Genomic DNA, 20,857 nt, shown 5'->3' with positions numbered 1-20,857 from the left:
CGCCTGAACTTCAGCTCCCCTGCCCGCGCGCCGCATTCGTCGGCCCGCCGGTCCGCACCGGCCCCAGCAAGATCGTCATGAGCGCCACCGCATCCTGGTTGGCGCGGATCGCATGCGGTTCGCCGCCGGCCAGGTAGACCATCTCGTTCGGACGCAGCACGACGGTGCGCCCGTGCGCGTCGAAGGCGATTTCGCCCTCCAGGCACAGCAGCGTGACTTCACCCTCGACCCGGTGCTCGGGCATCGGCTTGTCTTTGGTGACGACCAGCCGGATCAGTTCCATGTGCTCGGTCTTCGCCAGGGCAATCGACGTGAAATTGGCGATGTCGTCTTCGCCCCGGTTCAAGGCGATCCGTTCGCCCGATGCTGCGTGTTGCAAGGCCATGTCGCCTCCTTTAGTTGGACTCTTCTTCGTTCGTATGGGGCACTGCGCGCAGCCAGGTCACCAGCGCGAAGGCATCCTCGAATCCGCGCGCCAGCCGCGGCACCAGCTTGTCCGGATCGTTTGCCTTCAGCGGCAATTCGGTCCACACGAAAAAGCTTTTCAGCTTGATGTGTTCGATGTGCGGGTGCGCAGGGTCGAACCCTTTTGGCGGACGCTGCAGTTTGTCTTCGTCCAGCAGGTCGCCATAGGTCGCGCGCAGGTGTTTATTCTTTAACATTTTTGCGAAACCTGTCGCATCGTTGACCACGTGTTCGCGAATCGCTTTCAGGCGCGCCGCTGGCGGCAGGTATTCGCCAGCGCCGATGCCGAGGGTGCCGTGGCCGTCGATCTGGAAATAATAGGTCGAACCGCCGCCTTCGCTCGGGCGGCGCCGGTTGTTCGGGGTGATGCCGGCCGAAAAGCGCGTTTTATAGGGCGTCTTGTCGTTCGAAAAGCGGATGTCGCGGTTGATGCGGAACATCGCTTTCTTGGGATCGACGGCGGCGACCTGGCGGTCGAAACGGGTCAGTTCGCGGATCAGATCGGTGACGACGACGAGGAACTCTTCGCGCAGGATGTCGTAGCGCGGTTTGTTCATGATGAACCAGGGACGGGTGTTGTTTTCGCTCAGTTCTGAAAGGAATTGCGTCAGGTCACGCAGGTGCATGGAAGGTCCGGAAAAGAATTAAGGGGGTTTCGGGCGCGGCCGCTTGCCGACGGTGACGCTCACCGTCGATTCGCGATTCTGGCGCATCAGTGTCAGCCTGGCCTTGGCGCCTGGCGCCAGCCCGGCGATGAGGTTGAGCATTTCGCCGGTGCTGGTGACCTTCTTGCCCTCGACCGCGAGCAGGATGTCGCCGGGACGCACCCCGGCGCGGTCGGCCGGGCCGTTGCGCACCACGCCGGCGATGATGGCGCCGCTCTTGCGCGCCAGGCCGAAACTGTCGGCCAGCTCGGGCGTGATGTCTTGCGACTCGATGCCGATCCAGCCGCGCACGACCTGGCCATGCTTGATGATCGATTCGAGCACGTTGCGCGCGGTCGAGACAGGAATGGCAAAGCCGATGCCGACCGAGCCGCCCGTCTGGGAATAGATCGCCGAGTTGATGCCGAGCAGGTTGCCGTGGATGTCGACCAGCGCGCCGCCCGAGTTGCCGAAGTTGATGGCGGCATCGGTCTGGATGAAGTTCTCGAAGTGATTGATGTGCAGGTTGTTGCGGCCCACGGCCGAGATGATGCCCATCGTCACGGTCTGGCCGACGCCGAAGGGGTTGCCGATCGCCAGCACGACGTCGCCAACCCGCGCTTCGTCGGGCTCGCCGAGCACCATCACCGGCAGGTTGCGCTCGGCGATGCGCAGCACGGCGAGATCGGTTTCCGGGTCGGTGCCGACGATGCGGGCCGCGGCCTTGCGACCATCGGCCAGGCCCACTTCGATCTGGTCGGCGCCTTCCACGACGTGGAAATTGGTGATGATATAGCCCTCGCCGCTGACGATGACGCCCGAGCCCAGGCTCGAGACCTGCTCTTCGGGCGGCAGGCGGTCGCCGAAGAAGCGGCGGAAGAACGGGTCTTTCAGGATCGGATGGGTTTCGCGCGAGGCCTTGCTGGTGAGGATGTTGACGACCGCCGGCATTGCGCGCCCGGCCGCGTCGCGGTAGCTGGCCGTCGGCGGGCTCGACTGGGCCTGCAGCACCGGCACCGTGCTGGCGCCGGGACCGACCGGTACCTGGACCGGCGCGCGCTCGATCCACTCGGGCCGCAGCGCAGCGACCACGAAATACAGGGCGAGCGCGACGGTTACGGTCTGGGCGAACAGCAGCCAGAGGCGGCGCGCCGCACCCGGGCGGGAAGTGATGACGTCATCTTTCACTTTTTGGTCGCTGAGCTTGCCGCTGAGTTGGTCACCAGCACATCGCGGATTTCGCGCAGCAGCACGACATCTTCCGCGGTCGCAAGGGCCTTTGCCTCGTCCTCGGGCAAGGCACGCCGGCGCATGCGGTTCATCAGGCGCACCATCTGGAAAATGATGAAGGCCAGGATGACGAAATTCAGCAGGATCGTGAGGAAATTACCGTACGCAATCACGGCGCCGGCTTTTTTGGCCTCGACCAGCGCCAGTCCGGTTGCCTGGCCGTTCAGGGGAATATAATAATTGGCGAAATCGAGACCGCCCAACAGCCTGCCGACCGGCGGCATGACAATATCCTGCACCAGCGAATCGACAATGCGCCCGAAAGCGCTGCCAATGATCACGCCGACTGCGAGGTCAACCACGTTGCCACGCATGGCAAACTGCTTGAATTCCTCCATCATTGCCAAGGCTGCTCTCCTGTTATCGAAATAGCGAATGTGATGATACCGCAAGCCTCCGCGAGGGCCCGCACGCCCGCTTTATTACCCGCTTTATTGCCCGTTCCGGGGCGGCGGCCGAGCGACTTGCGGGACGCCTGTGCCACCGTGGACGCACAGCCAATATTTTTTCTCCAATAAAGATTGCCATTCACATATAATTTTGTGTTGCTGCAAGCTCTTAATTGATTCTCAAGATTCGTAATTTCACGGAGTGGGGTTGGTATGAGTAATGAAAAGCAGGTCGATTCAGGCCGACGCGGTTTGCTGGTCGCGACGTGCGCGGCCGGTGGCGTCGTCGGTGTGGCCACGGCAGGTGCGCTGGTCAGTACGTTCCAACCGTCCGAGCGGGCCAAGGCTGCCGGCGCTCCGGTCGAAGTGGATATCTCCGACGTCAAGCCGGGTGAAATGAAGGTCGTCGAATGGCGCGGCAAGCCGGTGTGGATCCTGCGCCGCACGCCGGAGATGCTGGCCAGCCTGCCGAAGAACGCCGATCTCGTTGCGGACCCGAACTCTGAAAAAATCTTCCAGCTCGACATGCCGGAATACGCGAAGAACGAGTTTCGCGCCCGGCCCGAGCACAAGGAAGTGCTCGTTACCGTGGGCATCTGCTCGCACCTGGGCTGCTCGCCCTCGTCGCGCCTGGCTCCGGGCGCCCAGCCGAACCTGCCGGACGACTGGCGCGGCGGCTTCCTGTGCCCTTGCCATGGATCGACTTTCGACCTGGCCGGCCGGGTGTTCAAGAACAAGCCGGCGCCGACGAACATGGACATCCCTCCGTACATGTACCTCGCCGATAACAAGATCGTGATCGGTAAAGACGAGAAAGGCGAGGCATAAGATGGGCACCGCATTCGAGGAAACAAAACTGCCGGCGAACGCGCCGGCCGGGCAGAAGGCGCTGGCCTGGGTCGACGACCGCTTCCCGCTGTCGAAACTCTGGAACGACCAGTGGGGCAAGTACTACGCCCCGAAAAACTTCAACATCTGGTACCTGTTCGGCTCGCTTGCGATGCTGATCCTGGTGCTGCAGATCGTGACCGGCATCTTCTTGACGATGCACTACAAGCCGGACGCCAACCTGGCCTTCGGCAGTGTCGAATACATCATGCGTGAAGTACCCTGGGGCTGGCTGGTGCGCTACATGCACTCGACCGGCGCTTCGGCGTTCTTCATCGTGGTCTACCTGCATATGACCCGCGCCCTGCTCTACGGTTCCTACCGCAAGCCGCGCGAATTGATCTGGCTCTTCGGTTTCGCGATCTTCCTGTGCCTGATGGCGGAAGCCTTCTTCGGCTACCTGCTGCCATGGGGCCAGATGTCGTACTGGGGCGCCCAGGTGATCGTCAACCTGTTCGGTGCGATCCCCGTCATTGGTCCTGACCTGTCGCTGTGGATCCGCGGCGATTATGTCGTGTCGGATGCGACCCTGAACCGCTTCTTCGCCTTCCACGTCATCGCCCTGCCGCTGGTGCTGCTGGGCTTGGTCGCGGCGCACCTGATCGCCCTGCACGAAGTCGGTTCGAACAACCCGGACGGCATCGAGGTCAAAAACACGATCGGCGCCGACGGCCATCCGGTCGATGCGATTCCGTCGCATCCGTACTACACGACCAAGGACTTGTTCGGCGTGTCGATGTTCCTGCTGATCTTCTCGGCGGTGGTGTTCTTCGCGCCTGAAATGGGCGGCTACTTCCTCGAGTACAACAACTTCATTCCGGCCGATTCGATGAAGACGCCGAACCACATCGCGCCGACCTGGTATTTCACGCCGTTCTATTCGGTGCTGCGCGCCGTCACGGCCGACTTCATGTACGTGCTGATGGCGGCCGTCGCGCTGTACGTCGTGTTCATCTGGATGAAGTCGCGCCTGTCGTCCAAGGCGAAATTGATCATTTCGGTCATTGCCCTGGTCCTCATCATCGGCATGCTGCCGCAGGTGCTGGAAGCGAAATTCTGGGGTGTGGTGCTGTTTGGCACGTCGGTGGTGATCATCGGCGCCCTGCCCTGGCTCGACCATTCGCCGGCGCGCTCAATTCGCTACCGCCCGACCTGGCACAAGTGGGTCCTGGCCCTGTTCGGCGTGGTCTTCCTTACCCTGGGCTATCTCGGCACCCAGCTGCCGACGCCGGCGTACACCATCATTTCGCAGATGTGCACGCTGTTGTACTTCAGCTTCTTCCTCCTGATGCCATGGTGGAGCACGGCCGGCCGCTTCAAGCCGGTACCGACGCGCGTGACCTTCCACCCGCACTGACCGCCCCAGGAACCGAGCTTAAGGACAACCATGAACTTTACGAAGAAACTGATCGCGGTCCTGGCACTGGTGCCGGGGCTGGCATTTGCGGCCGAAGGCACTTTCCCGCTCGACAGCGCACCGGAACGCAGCGACATGGTGTCGCTGCAAAACGGCGCCAAGCTGTTCGTCAACTATTGCCTGAACTGCCATTCGGCCTCATCGATGCGCTACAACCGCCTGCGCGACCTTGGCCTCACGGACGAGCAGATCAAGACCAACCTGTTGTTCTCCGCAGACAAGGTCGGCGAGATGATGACGACGGCGATGCGTCCGGCCGACGCCAAGGCGTGGTTCGGCGCCGTGCCGCCGGATTTGTCGGTGATCGCGCGTGCCAAATCGTCGCCGGCAGGCTCGGGCGCCGATTACCTCTACACTTACCTGCGCACTTTCTACAAGGACGACACGCGCCCGACCGGCTGGAACAACATGGTGATGCCGAACGTGGCGATGCCGCACGCGATGTGGCAACTGCAGGGCGTACGCACGGTCAAAATGGTCGACGCGCCGGATCCGCACGACGCCAGCAAGACGATCCACAAGTTCGCCGGCTGGGAACAAGTGGCGCCGGGGACGATGACGCAGACGGAGTTCGACACCGCGACGGCCGACCTGGTTGCCTACCTGAGCTGGATGGCTGAGCCAGCGCAAGGAACGCGCAAGAAGCTCGGTGCTATCGTGTTGATTTTCCTGTCGTTATTTGCGTTCCTGGCCTGGCGGCTGAACGCCTCGTACTGGAAAGATCTGAAGTAATTCGTTTTCATTGCCCGCTTGGCTATAATACGGGCAATCATTTTTTCGGGGTGAGTCGCTCGGCGCTTCACCCCTTTGTTTCTTAAGGAACGACCCACCATGATGGTTCTCTACTCCGGCACCACGTGCCCGTTCTCCCAACGCTGCCGCCTGGTCCTGTTCGAAAAGGGCATGGATTTCGAGGTGCGTGACGTCGACCTGTTCAACAAGCCGGAAGACATTTCGACGATGAACCCCTACGGCCAGGTCCCGATCCTGGTCGAGCGCGAACTGATCCTGTACGAATCGAACATCATCAACGAGTACATCGACGAGCGCTTCCCGCATCCGCAGCTGATGCCGGCCGACCCGCTGATGCGCGCCCGTGCCCGCCTGATGCTGTTCAACTTCGAAAAAGAACTGTTCGTCCACGTGCACGTGCTGGAAAGCGACCGCAACAAGACGAACGAAAAAGCCCACGACAAGGCGCGCGCCGAAATCCGCGACCGCCTGACGACGCTTGCTCCCCTGTTCCTGAAGAACAAGTACATGCTGGGCGACGAGTTCTCGATGCTGGACGTGGCCATTGCCCCGCTGCTGTGGCGCCTGGACCACTACGGCATCGAACTGTCGAAGACGGCAGCGCCCCTGATGAAGTACGCCGAGCGCATCTTCTCGCGCCCGGCCTACATCGAAGCGCTCACCCCGTCGGAAAAGGTCATGCGCCGTTGATGGAAGGTTGACGACACGGTGCCGTCCGCTGCGCGGCCGGTACCGTGTTTTACCTCACGCTTTCTCCCTTGCGCCGGTTTTCCGCCGCTGATTGGCGATTCGCAGTAAACTGCGCCTCATGTAAGTACGCGCTTCCCACGCGCCACGCCCTTGCCTGCCGCGTTGAACGCAGCGGCGCATCCGTTCGCCGGTCCCGTTTTCTAGCTCATTAACGGATTATTGTTTATCTTATTTCCACATGCCTGACATCTCCACCAAGCCCTACTTGCTGCGCGCCATCTACGAGTGGTGCACCGACAGCGGTTTTACGCCGTATCTTGCTGTGAAGGTCGACGCATCCACGACGGTTCCCATGGAATACGTCAAGAAGGGTGAGATCATCCTCAACATCAGCTACGGCGCGACCTCGGGGCTGAAGATGGACAACGAAGCGATCCAGTTCCGCGCCCGCTTCGCCGGCGTATCGCGCGACATCTATGTGCCGGTGCACAACGTGCTGGCGATCTACGCCAACGAAAACGGCCAGGGTATGGCCTTCGACGTGAGTACCCCCGCCGCCGACATGCCGGCCCCGACCGAAGAACCGGCCAGCGCATCGCCGAACTTGTCCGCCGTGCCTGGCGGGACAAACGACGCGGCCACGGCCAGCCTGTCGCATTCGCCCGACGACGACACGGACCCGCCGAAAAAAGGCGGCCGCCCGACGCTGACCCGGATTAAATAGCGTTATAATTCCTGTCGTACAGATTACGCCGGCTTAGCTCATTTGGTAGAGCAGTTGATTTGTAATCATCAGGTGGCCAGTTCGAAACCGGCAGCCGGCACCAACAGCAAGCGCAAAAGCCCAGCCCTCACCGGCTGGGCTTTTTTGTTTTTGCCCGGCTATACTAAGTGACCCCTTCCTGGAGCTGATGCCCGATGAAACGAAGCCATGTCCTGATTGCAGCGGTCGCTGTCGTAGCAAGCCTCGCCCTGTCCAGCTATGCCAGTCCGTACTGGACGCTGCACCGGATGAAAACGGCCATCGCCGAGAAGGATGCCGACCGCTTTTCCAGCTACATCGACTTTCCGGCGCTGCGCGAGAGCGTGAAGGGCCAGATGATGGTCATGATGAACAAGCGCCTGTCGCGGCCGGAGATGGCCGACAACCCGTTCGCCGGGATCGGCCAGATGATGGGCGCCGCGCTGATCAACCCGATCGTCGATGCCGCCGTCTCCCCGGCCGGGGTGATCGCCATGTTTAAATCGGGCGAGGCGCGGCCGCTGCCAGATGCAGGTGGAAAGCGGGAAGCGCCGGAAGCCGGCGACGAGGCGGACCGTGCGCCCGATTACGCCGTCGATTACGAAGGATGGAGCAGGGTTGCCATTGCGAAGCCGGGCGACGACGCCGGCCGCTTTATCCTGAAACGCACCGGCCTGTGGAGCTGGCAACTCGCTGCCCTCGAACTTCCCGAGTCAGTACTGGCCGCTGGCGAATAAATCAATCCTCGAATAAGCTCAGTACCGTACCGGCACCGACAGGATCAGGCGGAAGTCGGTCGAACTGCGCGTCAGGCCCGCGGCGAACAGGATGTCGATGGCGGTCGACGGCGTCAGTACGGCAGAGCCGCCCAGCTCGAGGTAGGCGTTCACGTCGTCGGTGGGAACGGCTGCGCCATTGATCCGGGTCTTGTCCAGCAGGTTCAGGCTGACTGCGGCGCGCAGCGAGCTTGCGGGCGCCGTCGCGAGCGCTGTGCCGAAGCGTAACCCGTAGATATTGCCGGGTTCGACGTGGGCACCGCCCCGTTCACGCGACCGGAAACGGGTGGCCGACAGGCTGCCGAAGAACACCAGCGGATCGACGCGTTTGATGGTGTTCAGCGAGGCTTGCAGCGACGGAAAGCCACTGCCCAGCGCAACCAGCGGCCCCTGTTCGTAGCTGGTGTTACGCCCGGTTGCGGCCTGGTAGCCGAGACTTCCGGTGAGGCTCGGCAGCTGCTCCGTCTCGGCCAGGAACTGGTGCGAGACTGCCACCGACAGGTCGCCGCGGCCGTCGGAACGGGTCGACCGGTTGCCGGTCCTGATCCTTTCACGCACATACGGCAGCGTTGCTTCGACCTGCGATTTGCCAGGCAAGCCCGCGCGCAGGGTCAGTCCGGGACTCAGGGAGGTGCGGCGAAACCCGCCATCGGCCGAACTATGCGATACCACGAGGTTCGGCTCGACTTCGACCGTACCGGACGAGAGCAATACCGCTCTTTCCCTCACCAGGGCACGTTCGAGCGCACGGTTGCTATCGGTCGCGGTATCGTCGGGGGCTGTTTTGGCGTCCCTGCCGGTTTCGATCCGGACCGGGGTCAATGCACGCTCCAGCAGGCGAATGCGTTCCTGCTGGCGCTCGATCGTCGCTGCCTGTTCGGCGATCTTGCGTTGCAGCTCTTCGTTACCCTGGCCACTACACGCCGCCGCGACGCCGAACAAGAGTGCGCCGGCCATCAGAGATTTCATGTTGTCGCCCTATCGGTTTATTGGATGTCGAATCCGACGCCTTTCCATTGCGCGGCGAAGACGGATTGGTCGAGCTCATAATTCCCGAAACTGGGGTCGCCGATATTGACGCCCGTCGCGGCGACCCGGCGGACGACGACGAAATGTGGATAACCGTTCAGGGTGATCGGCACGATCATTGGCACGCGCTGGGCAAGATCGGCCAGAGTCATGCGGGCGTAGCCGTCTCCCTGCAAGCCGATGCGTGCGAGGTAGCGCTGCATGTCGAGCAGGGAAAAGCCACCGCGCACGCGTACGCGCAGCGGGTCGGTCTGGCGCAGCATGCCGCGCGCCACAGCTTCCTCGTCGGTCGGCACGCCCTTGTAGTAGCGCAGCACGGTGGCGAGGGCAGCGGCTCCGCAGCTATTGTCCCAGCGCTGAACGACCAGGGCTTCGTGCCGGATTTCGAGCAGCGAGCGCACCGGGCGCTCGGCCCGGGCGGGCAGCGCGACCAGCTGGCAGGCCAGCGCCAGCATGCACAAGCGCAGGCTGGACGTGGCCAGGAAAGGGCAGGTCCGCGACCTGCCCTCGTGAACAGCGGTCATCGTCCGCTGGACCCGGTCGGGTTGGTATTCGGCCGGTCCTGTCCCGGCGGCAGATTATCGTTGTTGGTCTTCGACGGCGCGGTTCTACCGCTGCCGCTACCTGGGTTGCTCGGGTCGGCGCCATTGCCCCACCCGTTATTTCCTTTCTCCTTGCCCGTCGGTGGCGGTTCGCAGCCGCAGGGGTAGGTACCTGTGCCGGCCACTACTGCGTCAAGCTGGGTGCTCGACATCCGCTCGGGCGCGGCCAGGGCTGGCAGCGAAACGAGCGACGCGAGTGCGAGTCCTGCAGTGATTTGTTTCATCATGGTTTTTCTCCTTAAAGATCGCCCTCGGGCGAAGGTCCACGATGCGGCGTAGGGGTTTAGTGCGTTTGATTGATGTCAAACGAACGGAAACCGAGGAGGGGACAGCGCACTCGGCACCCGCGGCATTGATCGTGCAATGACTGCCCCATCGCGGATCACCCTGCCGCTGGCGCACCATCAAGGTGCGTTCCTGGGCCGGTTGGCGCCGGCAGCGGGGCTGCCGGCAGCGGCACGGTTCTTGCTGAATTCCTGGTAGATGGAAAACGATGCCCACCATTTCCCGCACAAGTCCAACGTCGCCCCCGGCTGGCAGGCACACCTGCGCCTCGGTTTTGACCGCGACACGCGCGGTACGCGGCTATTCGAACGGCATCACCTGGGACCGCTACGCGTACAAAAACCGCTTTACCCCGAAGGTGCGCCGGTCTGCCATGCGGTCATCGTGCATCCGCCAGGCGGGGTAGTCGGCGGCGATGCGCTCGACATCGATATCTCGGCCGGCAATGGCGCGCAGGCGCTGCTGACCACGCCTGGCGCCGGCAAGTGGTACCGCGCGAACGGGCGCTGCTCCCGCCAGGACGTGCGAATCGACATCAAGGACGGCGCCGCGCTCGAATGGCTGCCGCAGAAAACCCTGTTTTACCGCGACGCCCGGGTCGAGCTGACCCATGAGGTGTCGCTGGGCGCCGGTGCACGCTACCTCGGCAGCGAGATCCTGTGTTTCGGGCGCACCGCAGCGGGCGAAACGTTCGCCGAAGGGACGATCAACCAGACCACCACGATTCGCCGCGAAGGCGAACTGGTCTGGCATGAGCAGGGCCAGGTGGTCGGCGCCGGCAGCGTCATGCACAGCCCATTCGGGCTCGGCGGCAATACGGTGTGCGCCACCCTGATCGCCTGTGGCCTGACGCTCGACGCCGACCAGCTGCGCCAGCTACGGCAGGAACTCGACATCGCCAGCTGCAGCGGCCACAGCGGGGTCACCCAGCTGCCGCAGATCGTCGTCGTGCGCCACCTGGGCCACTCCAGCGAGGCGGCGCGCGCCGTGGTGCTGGCGGCTTGGCGGCGCCTGCGCCCCGCCCTCCTGGGCCGCGAGGTCTCGATTCCCCGCCTATGGAACACCTGAAAGAACGACATGGAACTCACGCCACGCGAAAAAGACAAGCTGCTGATCTTCACCGCCGCCCTGCTGGCCGAACGCCGCAAGGGGCGCGGGCTGAAGCTGAACTATCCGGAGGCGGTCGCCCTGATCTCGGCGACGATCATGGAAGGCGCACGCGACGGCAAGACGGTAGCCGAACTGATGAGCGAGGACACAAGCATTCTGACGCGCGACAAGGTCATGGAGGGCGTGCCGGAAATGATCCCGGACGTGCAGGTCGAAGCGACCTTCCCCGACGGCAGCAAGCTGGTGACCGTGCACCATCCCATCCTGTAGGAGCTGCCGTGATTCCAGGCGAAATGCTGATCCAACCGGGCGAGCTGGAACTCAATGCCGGCCGCGCTACCATTGACATATCGGTAGCGAACGCCGGCGACCAGCCGGTGCAGGTGGGCTCGCACTTCCACTTTTTTGAAATTAATCCGGCGCTGCGCTTCGAGCGGGCGCTGGCCTACGGCATGCGGCTCGATATCGCCGCCGGCACGGCCGTGCGTTTCGAGCCGGGACAGGTGCGCACCGTCAGGCTCGTCGCCCTCGGCGGCGACCGCATGGCGTGGCGCGCGCCCGTTTGTCTTCACCAGCCTGCGCGATGGTAAAGGGGTCGACGACATCGTTGCATTCATCCGGCATCAGGCCTGCTCGATGCCGCTCGTACCGATTTCCAATTAAAGGAGTTCTGATGTCTCCCTTCCTGCGCCGCCTTGCCCCTCGCCTTGTTCCTGCCGCCCCGCTCTGCCTCGCGATCCTGGTCGCCATATTGACCGCCACCCCTGCCCAGGCGCACGCCAGCGACGTGCCGCACTTGATCCATGAGTACGAAGGCTGGGTGGCGCTTGCCGTGGTCGTGCTCGCCCTGGTGGGGGCCGGCGTGCTCCTGCGACGGTCACTGCGGCGCTGATCGGCGGCGCCGGTCCATCGGGCGGCGGCCGTCTTCTTGCTGGCGCTCGGTTCGGTCAACGTTTGCACGCTTCATTCCGCGTATCGTGCAGCCCGTCGCACGGGCCACGCCCGCCGGCGGTCACCGATCTATAGTCCAATCACTATTCGATCACGGAGACCACCATGAACAAACTGCTCGGCACCACCCTGATGGCAACAGCCCTGACCTTGAGCGCCGGTACCGCCCTGGCGGCCGACATCGTGCGCGAAACGCGCGCGGTCGATGCGCGCGTGTCGCGGGTCAAGCTCGACGGCGTGGTCGACCTCGTGGTGCGCCAGGGAGCGAGGCCTTCGCTGGTACTTTCAGGTGAACGGGACCATATCGCACGCGTGACGACGCACCAGCGTGGCGAAACGCTGGAGATCGATACCGAGCGCCGCAACAACTGGAACTTCGGCAACAAGAATCCACGCCTGCGCGCCGAGCTCACCGTGCCGAACCTGACTGAATTCGTGTCCGAAGGCGTCGGGGCCAGCACGGTCAGCGGCTTTGGCGGCGACAAGATCAAGCTCGCCCTCGACGGCGCCGGGACCATTACGCTCAACGGCAGCTACCGCAACATCGATGCCCGTCTCGGCGGCGCTGGCAGCCTGAAGATCGACGCGGCGAAAACGGAGCGGATGGACCTGGCGCTGAACGGGGCCGGGCAACTGGCCGTGACGGGCCAGACCCGGACCTTGCATGCGACGCTGGCCGGCGTCGGCAATCTGGATGCGGAAAAGCTGCGCGCCGAAACCGTCGACCTCGACATGACCGGCCTTGGCGGCGCGACCGTGCATGCCAGCTCGGCGATCGACGTTAACCTGAGCGGCATGGGGTCCGCCACCGTGTACGGCAAACCGACCCAGCGCAACGCCACGACGGGCGGCCTGGGCAAGGTGACCTGGCGCTGAGTGGCTGGTGCTAAGCACCGGCGCTATTTCACGATCGTGTTGTTGCGCACTTCGGTGACGCCCTTGACCTGACGGGCGATCTGCACCGCTTTTTGTGCGCTTTCGCGCGATTCGACGAAACCGCTCAGCTGCACCGTGCCCTTGAAGGTTTCCACCTGTACTTCGGTGGCCTTGACGGTGGGGTCGGCGGCAAAGGCCGCCTTGACCTTGCTGGTGATGACGGCGTCATCGATGTACTCGCCCGTACCCTGGCGGTCGCTCGTCGGTGCGCATCCTGCCAGCATGAAGACCATGATGGTGGCGAGGATGGCAGTGAAACGCTGTGCAATGTTCATGGCAACGCTCCCGTGAAATAAGGTGATATCGCCCTATTTTCGGGTGCGCGCGTTGCCACGGTTTGATACCGAACAAAGGTAACTTGCGGGGCTGCGTCAGGGTGCCGTCGGCGGCAATTGCGCAGCCGCATAGGTTTCTCCGCGTTCAGGCGCTGGCCGCAGCGTCAGCGCCCCTCGCCCCAGGTCCCGGCCGAGTATCAGGCGCATGTCGCACGCCTTGCAATTATCGACCTGCACGACCTGAACCTTGTCGAAGTTGCCGGCAAGGCGCTCGGCCAGCCGCTCGGCGGCGCCGCGGAAAGCCGCAGCGTGCTCGATGCGCGTGCGGCGCACATTGAAACCTTTCGCGTTGCTCAAGCGCGTGACCTGCAGGCCGTCGTCCTTGACCTGGCGCGACAGTGCGCGTGCCATGCCAGTCACGCCATTTCCATTGCGAATTTCAAGCAGCACGAGACCAGGTTGCGCTGGCGCCGGCGTACGCGGTTCGGGCGCACGCGGCGGTAGGGCTGCCGCGATGGCCTGCTGCGACGGCACGCGCAGCAGCTCGAGAGTGCCGTCGGCGGCAGTACGCACCTCGGTCGCGGCCCAGCCGGAGTCCGGCCGTGCCGGCATGGCGACGGCCGCTTCGATTGCCGCCACGGCGGTGCCGCCGACGGCGGCATGGTCGCTCTGAAAATTGTGCTCGCGCAGGGCCTTGGCCTGGCGCAGCATCAGTGCCGCGCGATCAGCCTGGCCGAGGTGGCGCAGCGATTCGCCTAGGTTATGCCAGGCTCGGTGATCGAGCGGATCGAGCAGGCAAGCCCGTTCCAGCGCGGCGACGGCTTTATCGTAATCGCCGCCCAGCAGGTAGGCATAGCCAAGGTTGGCAAACAGGTAGGCGCCGTCCGGGCCGGTACGTGTGGCCAGTTCTTCGGTCAGGGCGCGCCAGATCGGGATGGCCTGGGCGAAGTCGCCCTTGCGCGCATAGGTTGCGGCCAGCGCATTGCGCGCACGCACATGATGCGGCGCCGTAGCGAGCACCGTGCGGTAGGCGGCAATGGCGTCCTCATAGCGTCCGGCGAGATGGTGCTGGCGCCCGCCATCGTAGATTGCGTCGGCGTCAACCTGCGGCGCCCGTTCGGGATGGCGCGTGACGCCGGCGCAGGCGATCAGCAGGGTGCCGGCACACAGGATCGACATTTTCTTGAGCATCATGCAGGTGGACATGGTCATACTCCTCTCGAATCATCATGTGCCGCTGATCGCACCCAGTGTGCGGCTCAGCTGTATTACGGCCGGCCCCAGCAATACCATCAGCAGGGTCGGGAAAATGCAGAAAATGAGCGGGAACAGCAGCTTCAGGCCGATCTTGGCGGCGCATTCTTCGGCCAGCATGCGGCGTTTGGTACGCAGATTTTCGGAATACACGCGCAGCGAATCGCCGACACTGGTGCCGAAGCGTTCGGACTGGATCAGCATCGCGACCAGCGTGTCGATATCGTCGACACCGCTGCGCAGGGCGAAGTTGCGCAGGGCTTTTTCCTTGCTGAAGCCGGCGCGCATTTCCATCAGCACAAGCTGCAGTTCCTGCGCCAGCGTCACGCTCTTGATATGAATTTCACCGGCCACCTTGACGAAGGCGCGTTCCAGGCTCAGGCCGGCCTCGACGCAGACGGTCAGCAAATCAAGCGCGTCAGGCAATGTCTCGAAAATCTCGCGCTTGCGACGGCGCACGATGTGGTTCAGCGCGTAGTTCGGCAGGTAGTAACCGACCGTTGCGGTAAGGAGCAACAGAAACAGCAGCTTGCTCCCCGAAAGCACGATCACCGAGGCCGCTACCAGCACGCCGATGCTTGCCGGCCCAAGCAGCGCAAGCACCGTCTTCGACGCGAAGAACAGGGTCGGCGCCACCGGGTTGCGCCAGCCCGCATTCATGAAGCGGGTACGCAGCGCCGAATTTTCCCAGCCCTCCTCCGGCACCGACAGTTTCATCAGGGGCTGGGTGACCTTGGCAACGCGCTCGACCCAGCCGTCGGATTCGAGCGCCGTGGTATCGGATTTGCTGCTGAAGCGTCGCAGGCGGCTACGTAGCGCGCCCGGGGCGAACAGCATCATCGCCAGCCAGGCCAGTGCGCAGACGATGCCGAAAACGATCAACAGGAAAGATAAATGTGCGACATTCATTGCAGCTCCTCAGACACGGATCCGGATGACCCTGCGCAGCCACACCACCCCGAACAGGATCATGCCGGCGGCATACCAGAGCATGCGCACCCCACTCGGGTCGGTCCACAGCATGCTGACGTATTTCGGGTTGACCAGGGCCAGCACCAGCGCCACGGCAAATGGCAGCAGGCCGAGGATCCAGGCTGACATGCGACCTTCCGCCGACAGCACGCGCACCTGGGCCACCAGCTTCAGGCGGCTGCGGATGATGGTGCTGATATTGCCGAGGATTTCCGCCAGGTTGCCGCCCGACTCGCGCTGGATCAGCACCGCGATGATCAGGTAACGCAGGTCTGTAAGTGGAATGCGTTCGGCCATGTTGTGCAGGGCTTCATCCATCGGCACGCCGTAGTTGATTTCCTCGCGCGCAACGCGAAATTCGCTGCTCAGCGGTTCGGGCAGCTCATTGCCCACGATTTGCAGGACGTTGGTGAACGAATGCCCGGCGCGCAGGGCGCGCGCGATGAAATCGGCAGCATCGGGCAGCTGGTATTCGATGCGGCTCAGGCGGCGCTTGCGTGCACGCCGCAAGAGAAAGTACGGCACGCTGAGCGCGAACAGCGCGGCCAGGAAACGCAGCGCCGGCGGCAGTGGCCAGCGCGCGCTCGCAATGAAGACCAGCAGGAAGGATGCCAGCGAGCAGCCGAGGAAGCGCTCGACCGTCAGCGTGCTGCCGGCCTGGACCAGCAAGGCATCGAGCCGTTGCAGTGGCTTGACCTGCTGCAGCAGGCGATCGACGCCGTCATGGGCGCTGAATCGGCGCTGCTTGAGGATCGAAATGCGTTCCCCTGCCCGCCCTACGCCGCCGGACATGACCTGCAGCCGGCGCGCGATGCGTTGCGCGGCCTTGCCATGGGTGCTCGACCACCAAAGATAGACGCCTTCGATCAACAGAATGACCGCGGCGAACAGGAAGACGGTAAAGCTGTAAAAAAGCAGGTCCATGGAGCGGCTCCACTGCAGGCAGGGCCTGCGGGTTCATTGGTAAATGCGGTCGGGATGGAAGGTGTCGTCGGGGATTTCGACGCCGTACATCTTCAGGCGGTCGGCAAAGCGCGGCCGCACGCCCGTGGCTGAGAAATGGCCCAGCACCTTGCCGTCGCGATCGACGCCGGTCTGCTCGAAACGGAAGATCTCCTGCATTGAAATGATGTCGCCTTCCATGCCCGTGATTTCCTGGATGCTGACCAGCTTGCGGGCGCCGTCGATCAGGCGTGAGGCCTGCACCACGACCGTTACCGCCGAGCAGATTTGCTGGCGGATTGCGCGCGGAGTCAGGTTTGCCCCGGCCATGCCGACCATGTTTTCCAGGCGCGCCAGAGCATCGCGCGGGGCGTTCGAGTGGATCGTCGCCAGCGAGCCTTCGTGGCCGGTATTCATCGCCTGCAGCATGTCGAGCGCTTCGGCGCCGCGCACTTCGCCCAGGATGATGCGGTCCGGCCGCATGCGCAGCGCGTTTTTGACCAGCGCGCGCTGGGTGACCTCGCCCTTGCCTTCGATATTCGACGGGCGCGTCTCGAGACGCACCACGTGCGGCTGGCGCAGCTGCAGTTCGGCCGCGTCTTCGATGGTGACGAGGCGCTCGTTGGCCGGGATGAAGCCCGACAGCAGATTGAGCAGCGTGGTCTTGCCGCTGCCGGTGCCGCCCGAGATCAGGATGTTGATCTTGGCGATGCCGAGGCCCTGCAGCACCTTGACCATCGGCGGCGTCACGCTCTTGTAGTCGAGCAGGTTCTGCACCGAGAGCGGCGTGGCGCTGAAGCGGCGGATCGACAGGATCGGTCCGTCCACCGCCAGCGGCGGAATGATGGCATTCACGCGCGAACCGTCCGGCAGTCGGGCATCGACCATCGGACTCGACTCGTCGACGCGGCGCCCCACGCGCGAGACGATCTTCTCGATGATCTTCATCAGGTGCGCGTTGTCGTGGAAGCTGATGTCGGTGAGTTCCAGTTTGCCGCGGCGCTCGACGTAGACACGGCTGGCGGTGTTGACCAGGATGTCGGACACGGTCGGGTCGTTCAGCAGCGGCTCGAGCGGGCCGAAGCCGAGCATTTCATGCTGGATGTCGAGCACGAGATTGTGGCGCTCGTGCTGGTTGAGGACGATGCGTTCTTCCTCGATGATACGTTGGATCAGCAGCGCCAGCTCGTGCTTGAACTGCTCGGCAGTCAGGCGCTTCAGGCGCTCCAGGTCGATCCGGTCGAGGATCATCTGGTGCATCGTCCGTTTCAGCTCCTGGTAAGCCCCGTTGCTGACCTCGGCCGGCAACACGCTGGCCTTGCGGTCGTCGTCCGAGACGGAAAGGCGTTCGCGCAGCGACATGGATTCTCCTTCCAGATTAATAGTCGGCTTCACCGCGGCCGAACAGGCGGTCAAGCAGGCCACGGGTTTCGGGGGCGCGCCGCGCGGTAACCAGTTCCACCAGGTCGGCCAGGCTGCGCGCGGCGGCGCTCGCACGCGACAGTTCGAGTACCGGCACACCCTGGTTGACTGAATCGGTAACGGCGACGTAGTCGTTCGGCACGGTATGCACGACCTCGCAGCCGAGCGCCGCGTGCAGGTCGGGCAAGCGCAGGCGGCCGCCTTTTTCGTAGCGGTTGACGATCAGGCGGATCGTCTCGAGCGGGTAGCCGAGCGAGCGGAAGATGTCGAGCAGGCGGCGCGCGTCACGGATGTCGGGTAGCGCCAGCTGCAGCACCGGATAGATGGTGTCGGTGCTATCGAGCGCGCGCAGCGACACGGCGTCGATCTGGCGCCCGACGTCGAGCACGATGTAGTCGTAGTGCTGGCGTGCCACGCGCAGGATGGCGTCGATGTGCTCGGGCTTGGCCGCCTTCGCCTGGGACGGGTCGTCAGCCGCTGCCAGCACCCCGAAACCGCGCGTCACATGCACCAGGCAGGAATCGAGAAAGGGGCCGTCGATGCGCGCGATCTGTTCGCAGACGTCGGACAGGGTCATGGCCGGCTTCTGGTCCGACACATACAGGGCGGCATCGCCGAACTGGCCGTGCAGGTCAATGAGCAGCACCTTCTTCTCGGCCAGCGTCGCCAGCGCATAACCGAAATTGGTGGAGATGAAGGTCGCGCCGCTGCCGCCCTTGCAGGCGATGAAGGCCAGCACCTTGCCCTCGCGCAGCTGGGCAACGCCGGCGGCGGAGGCAATGCGGTCCATCGCTTCATGGAAGGCGCGGTGCACCAGCGGCAACTGCAGCACTTCGCGCACGCCGGCACGCATCGCACGGATCAGGAATTCCGGCTGGTGCTGGCTGGTGAGCAGCATGAACTGGGCCTCCGGATACTGGCGCGCCAGGCGTTCGAGCAGGTCGGCATCGTCGGGCGCACCTTCGGTGGCGTCGACAAGAACCAGTCCCGGAGCCTCGCCCAGCGGCCGATCGAGCGCCTCGCGCATCGAGACACGGCTGTTGGCCACGTTCAGCGGCGGCACGCGGGCCGCTCCCTGGGACGCAAGCTCAGCAAACAGCAGGCTGTCTTGACTGATCAATAGGGCTTTCATGACGATCCTTGTTGAAGCACTGGGATGGTGAATCGGTCAGCCGCGGTATCTCATTGCCCGCTGCCGAGCGTGTTGAGCAACGGTGATGTCGCGGCGCTCTCGGGCCGGGTGAACGATTGCTGGTAACGCGCGTGCGCAGCCTGCGCGGCCGGTCCATCAATGCCGCTGGCAGGATTGGCGTTGGCCGCGCCACGCGGGTCCACCGTCTGCGCTGCCAGGTTCGCGCGCACCGAGCCACCGAAATTCTTCTCGAAGCGCGGTGCAGTCGAACAACCCTGGAGCAGCACGAACACTGCGATACATGCGATTGTCTTGGTTGCCATTGCGGCCTCCTATTTGAGTTCGAAACCGTCGACGCTCTGGCCCGTGCGCGCGGCCGGCGCCGGTGTCCTGGGCGCGCCCTCGAGGCGCCCGCCGAGCATCAGGCCAGCGCGCGAAGGAGCACCGACGCTGTCGGTGGGGAGTGTGTAACCAGTTGCAGTGAGCGGCTTGACCAGGCGCGCGGTGATCACGAAGACCAGCTCGGTACGGTCCTGCTGGAAGTCGGTACTGCGAAACAGCGCCCCGAGCACTGGCACCTGGCCCAGCATCGGTAGGCCCTTCAGGTTGGTGACGAGGTTATTCTTGATCAGGCCGCCGATGGCAAAGCTCTGGCCGTCGTACAGCTGCACGGTGGTGCTGGCGCGGCGCGTCGTCACCACCGGCAGGACCGCCGTGCCGGAGGAGATGCCGGTGGCGTTGATGCCGATGCCTTCGCGCGACAATTCCGATACCTCGGGCGCCACACGCAGGTTGATCCGTCCACCGCTGAGCACTGTCGGCGTAAAGCGCAGGCCCACGCCGAATTCCTTTTCTTCCAGCGTAATCTTGTCTTTGTCCTGCGCCACGGGGATATAAAATTTGCCGCCGGCAAGAAAGCTGCCTTCCTGGCCGCTGATCGCCATCACGTTCGGTTCGGCCAGGACACGTATCAGGCCGTCCTGGGTCTGCGCGTCCACGCCGAATGATTTGCCGTTCCCGCGGGTTGCGCCCAATCTCGCGCCGGCCGTTCCGCTCAGGAAGTCCGATGCCACGGTGGCAGCCCAGCTGCCCGGCGAGAAGCTCCAGCTGACGTTGGCCTCGAGCCGTTCGAGCAGGGTCTTGGAGACTTCGGCGATCTTGACCTCGAGCTGCACTTGCTGCGGTGCGCTGACGCTCAGCAGGTTTACCACGCGCACCTGCGGTCCGCCCCCTGCGCCAGCAGCACCGGATTTCGGCTCAAGCTCCTTCGGCACTCCACTCAGCGCGTGCAGCGGACGGCGCACGTAGGCCGCCGCCAGCTCGGCGGCGCGTGCCACCGCAGAGGCATCGGTGACGGTTCCGGTCAGCACCAGCGAATCGGCCGCGGCCAGCACCCGGATCTCTTTTTCTTCAGGCATGACGGCGGCAAGCGTGGCCTGCAGCGCGCTCGGGTCCATCGCTACCGTGATGTCGAGCACGCTGCACAGGCCGCTGCGCCCCTGGACGATCATGTTGGTCGTGCCGACGTCGACGCCGGCGATGTACATCGTATCCGGTGCGACCAGCATCGCCTGCACGACAGCCGGATTGCCGACACTGCGGTTCTGGACCGCTTCCGGCAGCCGCATCAGGGTCGACTTGCCCATCTGAAGCGCGACCTGGGCCGGACGCGCAGCCTCGCCTTTGCAGCGCGGGCCGATTTCGTTGCGCTCGCCGACAACGGAGATCACTTCGGACTGCACGACGGGGCGCGCGCCGTGTGCGCCCCCTGCCAGCACCAGCGCCATGCCGCCGAGGGCAACCTGGCGCAGCAGGGGACGGCGCACGGTGTGCGACACGGCATTCGGTCGGAGCGGTTTCGTAGGACGTGTGTTCATGGTTGCACCTGGCACG

General features: G+C 64.0%; 26 protein-coding genes and 1 tRNA gene. 12 read left to right on the top strand and 15 right to left on the bottom strand.

The annotated features are described in order from the left end of the window. Nucleotides 1-10 precede the first annotated feature (10 nt). From ACFPN5_RS10680 to mscL, 4 genes are read right to left on the bottom strand one after another with little or no spacing between them, the layout of a single operon-like run. Entirely contained in the window at nucleotides 11-385 is a 375-nt protein-coding gene (locus ACFPN5_RS10680) for a cupin domain-containing protein (RefSeq protein ID WP_379782958.1), read from the bottom strand. Nucleotides 386-395: 10 nt separating this feature from the next. Next, entirely contained in the window at nucleotides 396-1,091 is a 696-nt protein-coding gene (locus ACFPN5_RS10675) for a DUF2461 domain-containing protein (protein ID WP_379782956.1), read from the bottom strand. An 18-nt stretch (nucleotides 1,092-1,109) separates the two neighbouring features. Further along, the gene (locus ACFPN5_RS10670; protein WP_379782954.1) at nucleotides 1,110-2,297 is read right to left on the bottom strand and encodes a Do family serine endopeptidase; all 1,188 of its coding nucleotides are present in this window, start codon (nucleotides 2,295-2,297) and stop codon (nucleotides 1,110-1,112) included. Next, entirely contained in the window at nucleotides 2,294-2,740 is a 447-nt protein-coding gene (gene mscL / locus ACFPN5_RS10665) for a large conductance mechanosensitive channel protein MscL (protein ID WP_379783115.1), read from the bottom strand. Before mscL ends, ACFPN5_RS10670 begins: the two co-directional genes overlap by 4 nt. Nucleotides 2,741-3,001: 261 nt before the next feature. Here mscL and petA point away from each other — a divergent pair, with 261 nt between their 5' ends. The 7 genes from petA (at nucleotide 3,002) to ACFPN5_RS10630 (ending at nucleotide 8,015) form a co-directional block, all read left to right on the top strand. Beyond that, complete coding sequence (petA, locus tag ACFPN5_RS10660) at nucleotides 3,002-3,616, top strand: ubiquinol-cytochrome c reductase iron-sulfur subunit (RefSeq protein WP_379782952.1); 615 nt, start codon at nucleotides 3,002-3,004, stop codon at nucleotides 3,614-3,616. 1 nt (nucleotide 3,617) lies between these two features. Then, nucleotides 3,618-5,033: a cytochrome b gene (locus ACFPN5_RS10655; protein ID WP_379782950.1), complete on the top strand. Its 1,416-nt coding sequence runs from the start codon at nucleotides 3,618-3,620 to the stop codon at nucleotides 5,031-5,033. A gap of 30 nt (nucleotides 5,034-5,063) precedes the next feature. After that, nucleotides 5,064-5,825: a cytochrome c1 gene (locus ACFPN5_RS10650; protein WP_379782948.1), complete on the top strand. Its 762-nt coding sequence runs from the start codon at nucleotides 5,064-5,066 to the stop codon at nucleotides 5,823-5,825. A gap of 99 nt (nucleotides 5,826-5,924) precedes the next feature. Continuing rightward, on the top strand, nucleotides 5,925-6,536 hold the full coding sequence (locus ACFPN5_RS10645; RefSeq protein WP_056342583.1) for a glutathione S-transferase N-terminal domain-containing protein: 612 nt from the start codon (nucleotides 5,925-5,927) through the stop codon (nucleotides 6,534-6,536). A gap of 238 nt (nucleotides 6,537-6,774) precedes the next feature. Continuing rightward, complete coding sequence (locus ACFPN5_RS10640) at nucleotides 6,775-7,260, top strand: ClpXP protease specificity-enhancing factor (RefSeq protein WP_379782946.1); 486 nt, start codon at nucleotides 6,775-6,777, stop codon at nucleotides 7,258-7,260. A 27-nt stretch (nucleotides 7,261-7,287) separates the two neighbouring features. Beyond that, nucleotides 7,288-7,363: transfer RNA gene (locus tag ACFPN5_RS10635), tRNA-Thr, on the top strand. Between the two features lie 91 nt (nucleotides 7,364-7,454). Next, nucleotides 7,455-8,015, top strand: a complete 561-nt coding sequence (locus tag ACFPN5_RS10630; RefSeq protein WP_379782944.1) for a DUF2939 domain-containing protein — start codon at nucleotides 7,455-7,457, stop codon at nucleotides 8,013-8,015. A gap of 18 nt (nucleotides 8,016-8,033) precedes the next feature. On the opposite strand, the gene ACFPN5_RS10625 is transcribed toward ACFPN5_RS10630, so the two are convergent. The 3 genes from ACFPN5_RS10625 to ACFPN5_RS10615 are packed head-to-tail and all read right to left on the bottom strand — an operon-like array spanning nucleotide 8,034 to nucleotide 9,912. Further along, complete coding sequence (locus ACFPN5_RS10625; protein ID WP_379782942.1) at nucleotides 8,034-9,023, bottom strand: hypothetical protein; 990 nt, start codon at nucleotides 9,021-9,023, stop codon at nucleotides 8,034-8,036. Nucleotides 9,024-9,040: 17 nt separating this feature from the next. Further along, nucleotides 9,041-9,607, bottom strand: coding sequence for a C39 family peptidase (locus tag ACFPN5_RS10620; RefSeq protein WP_379782940.1), 567 nt, complete (start codon nucleotides 9,605-9,607; stop codon nucleotides 9,041-9,043). Continuing rightward, complete coding sequence (locus ACFPN5_RS10615; RefSeq protein ID WP_379782938.1) at nucleotides 9,604-9,912, bottom strand: hypothetical protein; 309 nt, start codon at nucleotides 9,910-9,912, stop codon at nucleotides 9,604-9,606. Before ACFPN5_RS10615 ends, ACFPN5_RS10620 begins: the two co-directional genes overlap by 4 nt. Before the next feature lie 256 nt (nucleotides 9,913-10,168). On the opposite strand from ACFPN5_RS10615, the gene ACFPN5_RS10610 reads away from it, so the two are divergent. The 5 genes from ACFPN5_RS10610 to ACFPN5_RS10590 all read left to right on the top strand — a co-directional run bounded on the left by ACFPN5_RS10610 (nucleotide 10,169) and on the right by ACFPN5_RS10590 (nucleotide 12,907). Then, a complete protein-coding gene (locus ACFPN5_RS10610) occupies nucleotides 10,169-11,038 on the top strand; it encodes an urease accessory protein UreD (protein ID WP_379782936.1) in 870 nt (289 codons plus the stop codon). Nucleotides 11,039-11,047: 9 nt separating this feature from the next. Next, on the top strand, nucleotides 11,048-11,350 hold the full coding sequence (locus ACFPN5_RS10605) for an urease subunit gamma (RefSeq protein ID WP_379782934.1): 303 nt from the start codon (nucleotides 11,048-11,050) through the stop codon (nucleotides 11,348-11,350). Nucleotides 11,351-11,358: 8 nt separating this feature from the next. Further along, nucleotides 11,359-11,670 (top strand): urease subunit beta, encoded by a 312-nt coding sequence (locus tag ACFPN5_RS10600; RefSeq protein ID WP_379782932.1) that lies wholly within the window; start codon nucleotides 11,359-11,361, stop codon nucleotides 11,668-11,670. 83 nt (nucleotides 11,671-11,753) lie between these two features. Continuing rightward, nucleotides 11,754-11,972, top strand: a complete 219-nt coding sequence (locus ACFPN5_RS10595) for a hypothetical protein (protein WP_379782930.1) — start codon at nucleotides 11,754-11,756, stop codon at nucleotides 11,970-11,972. Between the two features lie 164 nt (nucleotides 11,973-12,136). After that, nucleotides 12,137-12,907, top strand: coding sequence for a head GIN domain-containing protein (locus ACFPN5_RS10590; RefSeq protein ID WP_379782928.1), 771 nt, complete (start codon nucleotides 12,137-12,139; stop codon nucleotides 12,905-12,907). A 23-nt stretch (nucleotides 12,908-12,930) separates the two neighbouring features. Here the strand turns inward: ACFPN5_RS10590 and ACFPN5_RS10585 are convergent, their stop codons facing one another. The 8 genes from ACFPN5_RS10585 to ACFPN5_RS10550 form a co-directional block, all read right to left on the bottom strand. Continuing rightward, entirely contained in the window at nucleotides 12,931-13,242 is a 312-nt protein-coding gene (locus ACFPN5_RS10585) for a BON domain-containing protein (protein ID WP_379782926.1), read from the bottom strand. Between the two features lie 96 nt (nucleotides 13,243-13,338). Then, entirely contained in the window at nucleotides 13,339-14,448 is a 1,110-nt protein-coding gene (locus ACFPN5_RS10580) for a tetratricopeptide repeat protein (RefSeq protein WP_379782924.1), read from the bottom strand. A 21-nt stretch (nucleotides 14,449-14,469) separates the two neighbouring features. Then, complete coding sequence (locus ACFPN5_RS10575) at nucleotides 14,470-15,405, bottom strand: type II secretion system F family protein (protein WP_379782922.1); 936 nt, start codon at nucleotides 15,403-15,405, stop codon at nucleotides 14,470-14,472. A gap of 9 nt (nucleotides 15,406-15,414) precedes the next feature. Beyond that, nucleotides 15,415-16,392: a type II secretion system F family protein gene (locus tag ACFPN5_RS10570; protein ID WP_379782920.1), complete on the bottom strand. Its 978-nt coding sequence runs from the start codon at nucleotides 16,390-16,392 to the stop codon at nucleotides 15,415-15,417. A 33-nt stretch (nucleotides 16,393-16,425) separates the two neighbouring features. After that, nucleotides 16,426-17,772: a CpaF family protein gene (locus tag ACFPN5_RS10565; RefSeq protein ID WP_379782918.1), complete on the bottom strand. Its 1,347-nt coding sequence runs from the start codon at nucleotides 17,770-17,772 to the stop codon at nucleotides 16,426-16,428. A 16-nt stretch (nucleotides 17,773-17,788) separates the two neighbouring features. After that, complete coding sequence (locus ACFPN5_RS10560; RefSeq protein ID WP_379782916.1) at nucleotides 17,789-18,964, bottom strand: AAA family ATPase; 1,176 nt, start codon at nucleotides 18,962-18,964, stop codon at nucleotides 17,789-17,791. Nucleotides 18,965-19,014: 50 nt separating this feature from the next. Continuing rightward, the gene (locus tag ACFPN5_RS10555) at nucleotides 19,015-19,287 is read right to left on the bottom strand and encodes a hypothetical protein (RefSeq protein WP_379782914.1); all 273 of its coding nucleotides are present in this window, start codon (nucleotides 19,285-19,287) and stop codon (nucleotides 19,015-19,017) included. A 9-nt stretch (nucleotides 19,288-19,296) separates the two neighbouring features. Further along, nucleotides 19,297-20,841 (bottom strand): type II and III secretion system protein family protein, encoded by a 1,545-nt coding sequence (locus ACFPN5_RS10550; protein WP_379782912.1) that lies wholly within the window; start codon nucleotides 20,839-20,841, stop codon nucleotides 19,297-19,299. Nucleotides 20,842-20,857 lie beyond the last annotated feature (16 nt).

This window comes from Massilia niabensis (assembly GCF_042655085.1).
In the GTDB taxonomy this organism is placed as follows: Bacteria; Pseudomonadota; Gammaproteobacteria; order Burkholderiales; family Burkholderiaceae_D; genus Telluria; species Telluria niabensis.
The sequence above is the reverse complement of the archived record's forward strand: the minus strand, read 5'-3'. Positions and strand labels throughout refer to the sequence as shown.